The following is a 13,139-nucleotide window of genomic DNA, read 5'->3' as shown; positions in this document are numbered from 1 at the left end:
GCCGGCGTGAGTGAGCTGGTGACGGGTGAGGCGGTGGCGCTGGAGCTGCGGCCCGCGAAGCTGCCGAGTCGGGCGCTTGCGGTACTCATCGATCTGGCGGTGGCGTTCGCCGTCTATATCGCGGTGACCATGGCGTTCGCGGCGGCGACCGCCTCGCTCGACGACGCGGCGGTCGCCGCCGTCGCGGTGGCCACGTTTCTGTTGGTACTGGTCGGGATTCCGATCGCCGTGGAGACGTTGAGCCATGGGCGATCGCTGGGGAAGCTTGCGTGCGGGCTGCGCGTCGTGCGGGACGACGGCGGGCCGATCCGGTTCCGGCATGCGCTGGTACGGGGGGCCGTCGGGGTCGTGGAGATCCTCATGACCTTTGGGGTCGTGGCGTGCATCGCTTCGCTCGTGTCCGCGCGGGGCCGGCGGGTCGGCGACGTGTTCGCCGGGACCCTCGTCGTACGGGAAAGGGTGCCGACCGGGCAGTTGGCGGTCGTGCCGCCTCCCCCGCCGTGGCTGGTGGGAAGGTTCGCCGAGCTGGATCTGTCGGCCGTGCCGGAGGGGCTGTGGCTCGCGGTGCGGCAGTACCTGACGCGGATGGGGCAGTTGGATCCGCAGGTCGGGTGGGGGATCGCCGAGCGGCTCGCGGGTGAGCTCGCCGCGCACACGGGGGCGCCGGTGCCGAGTGATGTGCCGCCCGCCGCGTTCCTGGCGGCCGTGACGCACGAGCGGCAGGCGCGGGAGGCTCAGCGGGCGTTCGGAGCGAGCGCCGCGGGTGGTCAGGCGGCTTCGCCTGCGGCCGGTGCCGCTCCGGGGGCGTATGGCGGATACGGAGAGGCCGCGGGCCCCGTGCCGCCGTGGACTCCGCCCGCTCCTCCGGCTCCTCCCGCTCCCCCTGTTTCTCCGGCCCCTGCGCCCGGTGTGGCCGACAACTCCCCGGCGGGATCCGGGAGTTCGGACGGGCCGGCCACCGGGTTCGTACCGCCGGCCTGAGCGCGCGGCGTCAGCGGAACACCGACGGCGGGGTCTCGAGGTCCTCCAGCTCGATGCCGGGGGCCGCCAGGACCACGTCTCCGCTGATGTGGACTGCCTGCTGCTCCCCCGTGTCCAGGGCTGTGACCTGGTATTCGTCCACGGTCAGAGGCCCGTTGTCAGTGGCGTGTGCTTCGCTGTTCAGCAAGGTCCAGGACTGGTCCAGAGTGCGCGGCGCAAGGACGGGGTCCGTCAGAGCGACGAGGCGGACGCGGGTCGGAGGGGAAGCGGGGGTGAGACCGAGCAGACGTGCGGTGGCGATGAGGAACGCGGGGGAGGTTCCCGTGAACGCGTGCGCGGGGGCGTTTCCTTCGGTCGCGTGAGTGCCGGTGGGGTCGGTGCGGACCCATGTGACGCCGTCGATGGCGGCGCCTCTCACCTGCCAGCTCGCCGCATTCAGTTCGAGGCGGATGGGGCGGCCGAGTTCGTCGAGGGCGAGGTCGATCGAGCCGGCGTGGTCGCCGGAGGGGGTGGTCCGTTGCGCTACATAGCGCCAGCCGGAAGGGCCGGGCGCGCACTGGAAGTGTTCTTCGCCGAGGGGGGTGTGATCGTGCAGATCGTGGAGCGAATAACGGCCGCGGGGCATGGCGTTCGTGGAGTCCTCTGTCTGGCCTGGTGACGGCCGCCGTCGGGTGCGGCGTCGGCGGTCGTCGAAGGACGTGTCCACCGTAGCCAGCGGTGTGCGCGGACACGGGACAGGCCCCCGACACGGGGGTGCGGGGGCCTGTCCTGCGAGGCGGTCAGCCGACGGGCGGCTGGTGCGCGGTGCCGAGGCGAGTGGTCAGGAGACCAGTGCCCGGCAGGCGCGTGCTCAGTAGCGGTAGTGGTCCGGCTTGTACGGGCCCTCGACCTCGACGCCGATGTACGAGGCCTGCTCCGGGCGGAGCGTCGTCAGCTTCACGCCGAGCGAGTCCAGGTGGAGGCGGGCGACCTTCTCGTCCAGGTGCTTGGGCAGCACGTACACGCCGGTCGGGTACTCGGACTGCTTGGTGAAGAGCTCGATCTGGGCCAGCGTCTGGTCCGCGAACGAGTTGGACATCACGAAGGACGGGTGGCCCGTCGCGTTGCCCAGGTTCAGCAGGCGGCCCTCGGACAGCACGATGATGACCTTGCCGTCGGGGAACGTCCAGGTGTGGACCTGCGGCTTGACCTCGTCCTTGACGATGCCGTCGATCTTCGCCAGGCCGGCCATGTCGATCTCGTTGTCGAAGTGGCCGATGTTCCCGACGATCGCCTGGTGCTTCATCTTGGCCATGTCGCTGGCCATGATGATGTCCTTGTTGCCGGTCGTCGTGACGAAGATGTCGACCTTGTCGACGACCTCGTCGAGCGTGGTGACCTGGAAGCCGTCCATGGCCGCCTGCAGGGCGCAGATCGGGTCGACCTCGGTGACGATGACGCGGGCACCCTGGCCGCGCAGCGACTCCGCGCAGCCCTTGCCCACGTCGCCGTAGCCGCAGACGAGGGCGGTCTTGCCGCCGATGAGGACGTCGGTGGCGCGGTTGATGCCGTCGACGAGCGAGTGGCGGCAGCCGTACTTGTTGTCGAACTTCGACTTGGTCACGGCGTCGTTCACGTTGATCGCCGGGAACAGGAGGACGCCGTCGCGCTGCATCTCGTACAGGCGGTGGACGCCGGTCGTGGTCTCCTCGGTGACGCCGCGGATCTCGGAGGAGAGCTGGGTCCACTTCTGCGAACCGTTCGAGATCGTGCGGTTCAGGAGCTGGAGGATGACGCGGTGCTCGTCGGACTCGGCGGTGTCGACCGAGGGGACCTTGCCGTCCTTCTCGTACTCGACGCCCTTGTGGACGAGGAGGGTGGCGTCACCACCGTCGTCGAGGATCATGTTCGGGCCGCCGGTGGGGGTGTTCGGCCAGGTCAGAGCCTGCTCCGTGCACCACCAGTACTCCTCCAGCGTCTCGCCCTTCCAGGCGAAGACCGGGATGCCCTGGGGGTTGTCCGGCGTGCCGTTCGGGCCGACGGCGATGGCCGCGGCGGCGTGGTCCTGCGTGGAGAAGATGTTGCAGGAGGCCCAGCGGACCTCGGCGCCGAGCGCGACGAGGGTCTCGATGAGGACGGCCGTCTGGACCGTCATGTGGAGGGAGCCGGTGACGCGGGCACCCGCGAGGGGCTGGGCGGCGGCGTACTCCTTGCGGATCGCCATGAGGCCGGGCATCTCGTGCTCGGCGAGGGTGATCTCCTTGCGGCCGAAGGCGGCGAGGGAGAGGTCGGCGACCTTGAAGTCCTGGTCCTGTCGGTTGGCGACAGAAGTCATAAGTGAGCTGCTCCTCGGTGCTGTTGCAGTCGGTCGAGGTGGGCTGACGCGCCTGCCCACGGTATGGGCGATGCGCGCATGGAGCTGACCTGCGGCGTCCTGGGACACAAGTGTCCCCTGGCGCTCGCAGCGCAGTCCGTCGGAGGCCCTCTCTCCCTCGGCCGACCCGGCGTACGGGCCGCCCGACCGCCATCAGCAGCGACGTCTGGCTCGGTACAAAGCTACACCGATCGGCCCAGCCGAACCCACCCCGCCTCTCGATCCGGTCGGGCGCGTTCCGGACCGGGCCTCCTCTGCCGGGCCTCCTCTGAGGGGAAGGCGGAGCGGAAACAGGGATACATGACGACGGACTACCGGATCAGGGACCTTTGAACTGTCGGGCCTGTGCGTATGTGTTGCACCATGCTGGGAGAGCGGCAAAGATTTGCGCGCTCTTGCACGGAACGCTTGAAGGAGAGCCACGTGACCAGTCCGGCCGACCCCCACGCGGGCGGAGGAACCGTCGAGCAGCAGAAGAAGTTGAGGCTGCTCGCGGTGACCGCATGTCCGACCGGCATCGCGCACACCTACATGGCGGCGGAGAAGCTGCAGCAGGCAGCGGACGCCGCGGGTATCGACATGAAGGTGGAGACGCAAGGGTCCATCGGGGCCGAGAACGTCCTGACCGACAACGATGTCAAGAACGCCGACGGCATCATCATCGCCGCCGACAAGGACGTCGACCGTGCCCGGTTCGCCGGTAAGCGGGTGCTGTCGGTCGGCGTGTCGGAGGGCATCAGCCACCCCGAGCAGCTGATCGAGCGAGTACAGAGCGCGCCGGTGGCCGGCTCGGAGGGCGGCGGTGCGCAGGAGGCGGCGGCGTCCGGCGGGAAGGAGCGCAGCGCGGCGTACAAGGCGCTGATGAACGGCGTCAGCTTCATGATCCCGTTCGTCGTCGTCGGCGGTCTGCTGATCGCCGTATCGCTGGCGATCGGGGGGCATGCGACGCCCGACGGGATCCAGATCCCCAAGGACACGTTCTGGTTCAACGTCAACGCGCTCGGCACGCTCGGCTTCAAGCTGATGCTGCCGATCTTCTCCGGCTATATCGCCTACGCGCTCGGTGACCGGCCCGCGCTCGTGCCGGGCATGATCGGCGGCTTCCTCGCCGCCGATGCCAGCATCTACGGCTCCGACGCCAACGCCGGCTTCCTCGGCGCCATCGTGACCGGTTTCCTCGCGGGCTATCTCGTCCTCGCGATCCGGAAGATCAAGGTCCCGAAGGCCATCCAGCCGATCATGCCGATCATCGTGGTCCCCATCGCGTCCACGCTGGCCGTCGGTCTCGCCTTCATCTACATCCTCGGCGGGCCGATCTCCTGGGTGTTCACGCACCTCACCGACTTCCTCGGCGGGATGACCGGGTCGAGCGCGGTGCTGCTCGGTGCGCTGATCGGTCTGATGATCGCGTTCGACATGGGCGGCCCGGTCAACAAGACCGCGTTCCTGTTCGCCGTCGGTCTGATCGGGACGAACAACGCCGTCATGGGTATGGCCGCCGCGGCCATCCCGGTCATGCCGCTCGGCCAGGGTCTGGCCACGATGATCCGCCGCAAGCTCTACACGGACGCGGAACGCGAAGCCGGTATCGCGGCGCTGTTCATGGGCTGTTTCGGCATCTCCGAAGGTGCCATCCCGTTCGCGGCGGCACGTCCGGCGCAGGTCATTCCGGCGAACATGCTGGGTGGCGCGGTCGCCGGTGCGATCGCCGGTCTCGCCGGGGTCGAGGACTCCGTGCCGCACGGTGGTCCGATCGTCGCGGTGTTCGGCGCGATCAGCGGGCTCGCCATGTTCTTCGTCGCGATGGCGGCGGGCACCGTGGTCACCGCCATGACCACGAACGCGCTGATCGGCGTGAGCAACCGCCGCTCCGCGGCCAAGCAGGCCGCGGCCGATTCCGCGAAGTCCGATGAGGCCGGCTCCGGCGAGGCCGAGCCCGCCCTGGCCGGTGCCACTCCGGCCGTCGCCGCCGAGAGCGCGCCGGAGGAGCACGCCTCGGCGACTGTTGCCTCCGCGTCCGCGGCGGCGTCCCTTCAGGCGGCCGCCTCGGCCTCTACCGCCTCCGCCGCCGATGACCAGGCGCCCGAGGTGCTCTCCGGCTACCTCACCGACCGGACCGTCAAGGTGCAGCTGGACGCGCAGGACAAGGAAGCGGCCATCCGCGAGATGGCGGGCCTCGCCGCCGGTACCGGCAAGGTCGCCGACATGGAGGAGCTCGTACAGACCGCGCTGCGGCGCGAGGAGCAGGGCACGACCGGGCTCGGCGAGGAGATCGCCATCCCGCACGCCAAGACGGACGCGGTGACCGCCCCGGTCGTCTGCTTCGCGCGGTCCGACGAGGGCATCGAGTGGGGTTCGCTCGACGGCACGAAGGCCAGGCTCGTCTTCATGATCTCGGTGCCGGAGGCGGCCGCGGGCGACGAGCACCTGCGGATCCTGGCGCTGCTCTCGCGGAAGCTGATGGACACGGACTTCCGGGCGCGGCTGCAGGAGGCTCCGGACGAGGCCGCGATCCTGCGGGTGCTGGCGGAGGTTCAGTAACCCGGAGGTTCAGTAACCGAACCAGGTGCCTACGTAGCTCAGTAACCGCACCGCGTGCCTACGTAGATGGGGCCCAGCCAAGATTCTCGGCTGGGCCCCATCTACGTAGAGGGAGTGTTCAGTGCTCCGGGGTCGGCGTCGGGCCGCCCGGGCGGGCCTCCCGGTCGGATCCCTTCGCGGCCTCGGACTCGCTGTAGATGTCGGGCTCGAGGTAGATGACGCGGGCGATCGGGACGGCGGCGCGGATGCGGGCCTCGGCCTCGTTTATGGCGCGGGCCACCTCGGCGGCCGTGTCGTCGTGCTGAACGGCGACCTTCGCGGCGACGAGGAGCTCCTCGGGGCCGAGGTGGAGCGTGCGCATGTGGATCAGGCCGGTGACGGTCTCGCCGTCGACGACGGCCTGCTCGATCTTCGCGACCTCCTCAGCGCCCGCGGCCTCGCCGAGCAGCAGCGACTTGGTCTCCAGGGCGAGGACGATCGCGATGGCGATCAGCAGGATGCCGATGCAGAGCGTGCCGATGCCGTCCCAGACGGCATCGCCGGTGGCGAGCGTCAGGCCCACGCCGAACAGCGCGAGGACCAGACCGATGAGCGCGCCGAAGTCCTCCAGGAGGACGACCGGCAGCTCGGGCGCCTTGGCGCGCTTGATGAACTGGCCCCAAGTGAGCTTGCCGCGCAGCGCGTTGGACTCCTTGATGGCCGTACGGAAGGAGAAGCCCTCGGCGATGATCGCGAAGACGAGGACGCCGACCGGCCAGTACCAGTGCTCCAGATCGTGCGGGTGGCTGATCTTTTCGTAGCCCTCGTAGACGGCGAACATGCCACCTACGGAGAAGAGGACGATCGACACCAAGAAGGCGTAGATGTAACGCTCGCGTCCGTACCCGAAGGGGTGTTGCGGAGTCGCCTCGCGCTGGGCCTTCTTGCCGCCGATCAGCAGCAGGAACTGGTTGCCCGAGTCCGCGAGCGAGTGGACTGCCTCGGCGAGCATCGACGAGGAGCCACTGAAGAGGAACGCCACGAATTTCGCTACCGCGATCGCTAGGTTGGCGGCCAGCGCCGCCACGATCGCCTTGGCTCCGCCTGAAGCACTCATGTCGTTCCTGGTGTCCTTTCGAGGTTCTGCGTACGTCCCGTGCGCGGTGGGTCATTGTTGCAGCACGGGACGTCGCAGGTGCCTCTCAGGCCACCACCGTCGCACGGAAAACCGTGCCGGATCCGGACACATTCACCTTTTCGCCCGCCGGAACGAAGGCCGATTCGCCGGGTGCGAGCGCGAGCTCGCCGGCCCGGACGGTGCCCGCCGTGCACAGCAGGATCTGCGGCGTCGCGGCCGTCAGCTCGTGGTCCGCGCCGCCCTCGGGCAGGACGAAGCGGGAGAGGCGGAACTCGTCGATGGGGGTGTCGTAGACCTCTTCGCCCTCGGGTGAGGCCTCGGGGCGCAGTACGCCCGGGTCGGTGGCCTCGAAGCGGACGATGCGCAGCAGCTCGGGGACGTCGACGTGCTTGGGGGTGAGCCCGCAGCGCAGCACGTTGTCCGAGTTGGCCATGATCTCGACGCCGAGGCCGTTGAGGTAGGCGTGCGGGACGCCCGCGCCGAGGAACAGGGCCTCGCCGGGCTGCAGTTGGACGTAGTTGAGCAGCATCGCCGCGATGACGCCCGGGTCGCCGGGGTAGTGGTGGGCGATGCCCGCGTACGGCTCGTAGGCGCCGCCGATGCGCTGGGCGGCGGCCGTGGCGTCGGCGACGGTCCGCTCCATCTCCCCCGGATCGGCGCTCAGTACGGCGGTGAGGACCTCGCGCAGCGCCGCCTCTTCGGGGTGGGCGCGCAGCAGATCGGCGTACGGCTTGAGGCTGTCGACGCCGAGGCCTTCGAGGAGTCGGGCGGCTTCCTCGGGCGCGCGGAAGCCGCACAGACCGTCGAACGGCGTGAGCGCGCAGATCAGTTCGGGCTTGTGGTTGGCGTCCTTGTAGTTGCGGTGCGGGGCGTCGATCGGGACGCCGCGCTTCTCCTCGTCCTCGTAACCCTCCTTCGCCTGCTGGAGGTTGGGGTGCACCTGGAGGGAGAGGGGCGCGCCCGCGGCGAGCAGCTTGAGGAGGAACGGGAGGCGGGGGCCGAACTTTTCGACGGCGGCGTCGCCCAGTTCGTCGGCCGGGTGTGCGTCGATGACCTCGTTGAGCGGGCCGCGCTCGGTGCGCGAGGGGGCGCCCGGGTGCGCGCCCATCCACATCTCCGCCTGCGGTTCACCGGTCGGGTTTACGCCGATGAGCTGCGGGATGGCGGTGGTGGAGCCCCAGGCGTAGGGGCGGATGGTGTTGGTGAGGCGGTCCATGAGGCTTTCTTTCGATACGCGGTCCGGGCGGAGGTCCGGGCGGACGACAAGGGCTGTTCTGAAGCCGATTGTTCTGAAGCTGTCAGGCGCGCGAGGCGAGACCCAGGTAAACGGCGGCGAAATCCGTGACGGCGATCAGCTCCGCGAGGGTCTCCAGGTCGCTGCCCTCCTCCGGTTCCAGCTCGCTGATGGCGATGTCGTGCGACAGCGCGAGTTCGCGGGCCGCGGGTGCGGCGGTGAGGCCGCCGGCCGGGCGGTCGCGCAGCAGGACGACGCGGGCGCGCATCATCTGGACCTCCTCGACGCGGTCGCGGAAGAAGTCCTCGGGGTCGGCGCCCGCGGCCAGGTCGCCGGTGAGGAGCGCGCCATGGGCGGGCATCGCCTCGGGCAGGTCCGCGGCGAGCGCGGGGTGCCCGGCGAGCTCGGCGATGGCCGCGGCGAAGCGACGGCCCGCCGGGCCCGCGGCGGCGCCCTCGGTCCAGATCAGCGGGAGCGCCTCGGCGAGCTCGGCGGCGAGCGTCTTGGCCGGGTTGCTGTACGTGGCGACGGCCGGGCCGCAGCGCTCGGCGACCTGGTCGAGGCGGTCGGCGACCTTCTCGAGCGTGTCCGGCGCGGCCGGGAGGAGGCCCGTGCGGTCGAGCAGCGCGAGGAGGGGCGTGAGCAGCGCCCAGAGTGCGCCCGGCGCGGAGGCGGCCGCGGGTTCGTCCTGCTCGTACGGGGCCGTGGCCATCGGTACGGACAGTCCGTGCGCCCCTGCGACGGCCTCGGTCAGCGGGGCGCCGGAGGGACAGACCGCGACGGCCGTGACGCCGCGCCGGTACGCCTGCTCCACGAGGAGCGAGAGGCTCGGCTCCGTGCCGTCCGGGGTGGCGATCAGGAGGAGGTCGACCGAGCCCGCCCAACCGGGCAGCTCCCAGCGCAGCGCGCCCGCCGCGGGGGCCACGCCGGTGGGGCGCAGGCGGACGACCGGGCAGGCCGCGCCCGCCAGGCGCCCGATGAAGTCGGCGACGCCCGCGGCGGCCATGCCGGGGCCCGCGATCAGGACGGCGCGGGGGCGGCCGTCGGGCTTCAGGTCGGCGATGCCGGCCTCCGCCGCGTGCCGGGCCGCCGTGCGGACGCGGGCGCCGGCCTCTGCGGCGCCGCGCAGCAGGCCGCGGTGGTCGGCCCTGGCCAGTGCGTCCGGGTCGTCCAGGAGCGATTCGTCGAACATGGCGTCGGGCCTCCTGCGGGGCGTGGTGGAGGGTCAGGGCCTGCCGGGCGGGTGTCCGGCGGATCGGGTCGCGTGCGGCCCTGATCCGTCGGCGCCGGGGAGGTCCTACGCGGGGCGGCGCGCCTCGTCGATCAGGAGGACGGGGATGCCGTCGCGGACCGGGTAGGCCAGGCCGCAGTCCTTGCCGGTGCAGATCAGCTCGGCGTCGGCCTCCTTGAGCGGGGCGTGGCAGGCCGGGCAGGCGAGGATCTCCAGGAGGCCGGCTTCGAGCGGCATGGTTTCCCTCCGAGGGTGAGTGGGGTTCAGGTGCGCTGCACCGTGTGCGGCGCTGGTCACCAGCCTACCGGCGGGAACCGGTGCCGTGCGGTGGCCGGGGCCCCCGTGAACGGGTGCGCGGCACCGGGTGCCGCCTTGCCCACCCTGCCGCCCAAGGCGGCAGATTGCCCAAGGCGGCGAGGCCCACCGGACCGGGCGGCGATCCGCGGTCGGCGGCAGAACCTCAGCCCCGGATGATCGCCAGGACCTCGTCGCGGGTTTTTTCCATCGTTGGGGTGTCCCGGGCCTCCGTGTTCAGGCGGAGCAGTGGTTCCGTGTTGGACGGGCGGACGTTGAACCACCAGTCGGCCGCGGTGACCGTCAGGCCGTCGAGCTCGTCCGTCGTGATGCCCTCGCGGCCCGCGTACGCCGCCTTGATCGCGGCGAGGCGGTCGGTCTGGTCGGCGACCGTGGAGTTGATCTCGCCGGAGGCCGCGTAGCGGTCGTAGGAGGAGACCAGGGCGGAGAGCGGGCCGTCCTGGCCGCCGAGCGCCGCGAGGACGTGGAGCGCCGCCAGCATGCCCGTATCGGCGTTCCAGAAGTCGCGGAAGTAGTAGTGCGCGGAGTGCTCGCCGCCGAAGATCGCGCCGGTGGTGGCCATCTCCTGCTTGATGAACGAGTGGCCCACGCGCGTGCGCACGGGCGTGCCGCCGTTCTCCTTCACGACCTCCGGCACGGTCCAGGAGGTGATCAGGTTGTGGATGATCGTTCCCGAGCCGCCGTTTCGCGCGAGCTCGCGGGCGGCGACCAGGGCGGTGATCGCGGACGGGGACACCGGGTCGCCGTTCTCGTCCACCACGAAGCAGCGGTCCGCGTCCCCGTCGAAGGCGAGGCCGAGGTCGGCGCCCTCGGCACGCACGCGTGCCTGGAGATCCACGATGTTCGCGGGGTCCAGCGGGTTCGCCTCGTGGTTCGGGAACGTGCCGTCCAGCTCGAAGTACATCGGCACGACGTCCAGCGGCAGTCCTCCGAGGACCGTCGGGACCGTGTGCCCGCCCATCCCGTTGCCCGCGTCCACCACGACCTTCAGCGGGCGGATCGCCGTCAGGTCGACCAGGCCGCGCAGGTGCGCCGCGTAGTCCTGCAGCGTGTCCCGCCGCGTGACGGTCCCAGGCGTGGCGGCCGGCTCCGGGGCGCCCGACGCGCTCCACTCCTCGGCCAGCCGGCGGATCTCCGCGAGGCCCGTGTCCTGCCCGACCGGCGCCGCGCCCGCCCGGCACATCTTGATGCCGTTGTACCGCGCCGGGTTGTGCGAGGCCGTGAACATGGCGCCGGGCAGGTCGAGCGCACCCGACGCGTAGTACAGCTGGTCCGTCGAGCACAGGCCGATCTCGGTGACGTCCGCGCCGAGGGCGGCGGCCCCGCGCGCGAACGCCCCTGTCAGGCCGGGCGAGGAGGGCCGCATGTCGTGACCCACGACGATCGCGGAAGCGCCCGTCACTCGCACGAACGCGGCGCCGAACAGCGCGGCGAGTTCCTCGTCCCACTGGTCCGGGACCACCCCACGTACGTCGTACGCCTTCACGATCTGCGACAGATCAGCAGCAGCCACGGTCTGCCCAGCCCTCCTGGAGTCCTGCACGGACCCACAAAGTACCTGGCCGCACTGACAGCGGATCGTGAACCCCTCATTCCTCCCGAGGAACCCGGCCTCCCACGTCCTCACTGGTCACAGCAGTTCCAAACAGCACCGAGCGATGCCGAGCCTCCTCACGGCAGCATCCACCCCAGCACCGCCGTGCTCTGCCCCCACACGATCAGGCACATCACCAGCAGCAGCCCGGCGCTCCACGGCAGCACCTTGCGCAGCAGGTCGCCCTCCCGGCCCGCGAGGCCGACCGCCGCGCAGGCGATCGTCAGGTTCTGCGGCGAGATCATCTTGCCGAGGACGCCGCCCGAACTGTTCGCCGCGGCGAGGAGTTCCGGCGAGAGGCCCGACTGCTGGGCGGCCGTCACCTGGAGGGCGCCGAAGAGGGCGTTGGCCGAGGTGTCGGATCCGGAGACCGCGACGCCGAACCACCCCAGAACCGGCGACAAGAAGGCGAGCCCGGCGCCCGCCGCCGCCACGAAGTGCCCGATGGTGGCGGCCTGTCCGGACAGGTTCATGACGTACGCGAGGGCCAGCACGCTCGTCACCGTCAGGATCGCGAACCGCAGTTCGTGCACGGTGCCGAACCACTCACGCACCGCATCGCGCGCGTGCACCCCGATCACGACCGCGGTGAAGACGCCCGCGATCAGGACGAGCGTGCCGCCGGTGGAGACGAGCGGCAGCGTGAAGATGTTGCCGCCCACGGGCTTGCCGCTCGGGTCGGCGACGTTCAGGAAGGGCCAGTCGAAGACCCAGTTGGCCTTGGCGAGCCAGTCCTTGACGGCCGGGATCTGCGCCAGGGAGAAGATCACGACGATGAGCGCGTACGGGGCGTAGGCGCGCAGCACCTCGGGCCGCGCGTCCTCCTCGTCCAGGTCCTCACTGCGTACGCCGGTCAGGACGGCGGCGCGTACGGGCTCGGCGGCCGGCCTGCGCGCGTGCGGCACCGCGACGAGGGCGCCCGCGCCCACCAGGGCGGCGCCGATGTCGGCGAGTTGGGCGGACACGTAGTTGGAGGCCACGAACTGGGCGACGGCGAAGGCGAATCCGCACGCGAGGGCGGGCACCCAGGTCTCCCGCAAGCCCCGCTTGCCGTCCACCAGGCCGACGAGCACGAGCGGCACCACGAGGGCGAGCAGCGGCGTCTGACGGCCCACCACAGAGGCGACGGTGTCCAGCGGGAGGCCCGTCACCTGAGCCAGCGTCACGACCGGCGTGCCCATGGCCCCGAAGGCGACGGGCGCCGTGTTGGCGACGAGCGCGACGACCGCCGCCTTCACGGGGTCGAAGCCGAGCGCGACCAGCATCACCGAGCAGATGGCGACCGGCGCCCCGAACCCGGCGAGCGCCTCCAGGAGCGCGCCGAAGCAGAACGCGACGACGAGCGCCTGGATGCGCGGATCGTCGGAGAGCCGCCCGAAGGAGCGGCGCAGAATGTCGAAGTGCCGGGTGCGCACCGTCATCCGGTACACCCACAGTGCGTTGACGACGATCCACATGATGGGGAAAAGACCGAAGACCGCGCCCTGTGCGGCGCTGGAGACGGTCTGCCCGAGGGGCATGTCGTACGCGATCCAGCCGACGGCGGCTGCCACGGCGAGGCCGATCAGGCCCGCCCGGTGCGCCTTCATGCGCACGGCGCCGAGCAGGACGAGGACGGTCACGAGCGGCAGGGCCGCGACGAGGGCGGACAGGCCGAGCGAGCCGCCTACGGGCTCCAATTGCTGGACGAACACTTTCGCCTCCCGGAATCCCGGAGTCGGGTGGCGAAATCGTCGTGTCCTCAACAATCGCGGGTCAACGCGTACGACTGTG

General features: G+C 70.9%; 10 protein-coding genes. 2 read left to right on the top strand and 8 right to left on the bottom strand.

The annotated features are described in order from the left end of the window. Positions 1 to 6: 6 nt before the first annotated feature. On the top strand, positions 7 to 981 hold the full coding sequence (locus tag ACOKM3_RS25080) for an RDD family protein (RefSeq protein WP_426903286.1): 975 nt from the start codon (positions 7 to 9) through the stop codon (positions 979 to 981). A 10-nt stretch (positions 982 to 991) separates the two neighbouring features. On the opposite strand, the gene ACOKM3_RS25075 is transcribed toward ACOKM3_RS25080, so the two are convergent. Both ACOKM3_RS25075 and ahcY read right to left on the bottom strand, forming a co-directional pair. Then, positions 992 to 1,606, bottom strand: coding sequence for a hypothetical protein (locus tag ACOKM3_RS25075; RefSeq protein ID WP_426903285.1), 615 nt, complete (start codon positions 1,604 to 1,606; stop codon positions 992 to 994). Between the two features lie 225 nt (positions 1,607 to 1,831). Then, positions 1,832 to 3,295 (bottom strand): adenosylhomocysteinase, encoded by a 1,464-nt coding sequence (gene ahcY, locus ACOKM3_RS25070; protein ID WP_422407643.1) that lies wholly within the window; start codon positions 3,293 to 3,295, stop codon positions 1,832 to 1,834. Between the two features lie 462 nt (positions 3,296 to 3,757). Between ahcY and ACOKM3_RS25065 the strand changes: the two genes are divergently transcribed. Continuing rightward, positions 3,758 to 5,875, top strand: coding sequence for a fructose-specific PTS transporter subunit EIIC (locus tag ACOKM3_RS25065; RefSeq protein WP_426903284.1), 2,118 nt, complete (start codon positions 3,758 to 3,760; stop codon positions 5,873 to 5,875). Positions 5,876 to 5,993: 118 nt separating this feature from the next. Here ACOKM3_RS25065 and ACOKM3_RS25060 read toward each other — a convergent pair whose 3' ends face one another. The 6 genes from ACOKM3_RS25060 to ACOKM3_RS25035 form a co-directional block, all read right to left on the bottom strand. Beyond that, the gene (locus ACOKM3_RS25060) at positions 5,994 to 6,971 is read right to left on the bottom strand and encodes a cation diffusion facilitator family transporter (protein WP_426903283.1); all 978 of its coding nucleotides are present in this window, start codon (positions 6,969 to 6,971) and stop codon (positions 5,994 to 5,996) included. Between the two features lie 85 nt (positions 6,972 to 7,056). Next, entirely contained in the window at positions 7,057 to 8,208 is a 1,152-nt protein-coding gene (gene manA, locus ACOKM3_RS25055) for a mannose-6-phosphate isomerase, class I (RefSeq protein WP_426903282.1), read from the bottom strand. 82 nt (positions 8,209 to 8,290) lie between these two features. Continuing rightward, positions 8,291 to 9,418 carry an SIS domain-containing protein gene (locus ACOKM3_RS25050; protein ID WP_426903281.1) on the bottom strand — a complete coding sequence of 376 codons (1,128 nt, stop codon included), beginning with the start codon at positions 9,416 to 9,418 and terminating at the stop codon, positions 8,291 to 8,293. Positions 9,419 to 9,523: 105 nt separating this feature from the next. Next, the gene (locus ACOKM3_RS25045) at positions 9,524 to 9,694 is read right to left on the bottom strand and encodes a Trm112 family protein (protein ID WP_266710935.1); all 171 of its coding nucleotides are present in this window, start codon (positions 9,692 to 9,694) and stop codon (positions 9,524 to 9,526) included. Positions 9,695 to 9,917: 223 nt separating this feature from the next. Further along, complete coding sequence (locus ACOKM3_RS25040; RefSeq protein WP_426903280.1) at positions 9,918 to 11,285, bottom strand: phosphomannomutase/phosphoglucomutase; 1,368 nt, start codon at positions 11,283 to 11,285, stop codon at positions 9,918 to 9,920. Positions 11,286 to 11,443: 158 nt separating this feature from the next. Continuing rightward, positions 11,444 to 13,060, bottom strand: coding sequence for an L-lactate permease (locus ACOKM3_RS25035; RefSeq protein ID WP_426903279.1), 1,617 nt, complete (start codon positions 13,058 to 13,060; stop codon positions 11,444 to 11,446). Between the last annotated feature and the right edge of the window lie 79 nt (positions 13,061 to 13,139).

Source organism: Streptomyces nidicola (assembly GCF_050106155.1).
Classification (GTDB): domain Bacteria; phylum Actinomycetota; class Actinomycetes; order Streptomycetales; family Streptomycetaceae; genus Streptomyces.
Note: the sequence above shows the minus strand (reverse complement) of the source record. Positions and strands in the feature narration are given on the sequence as shown.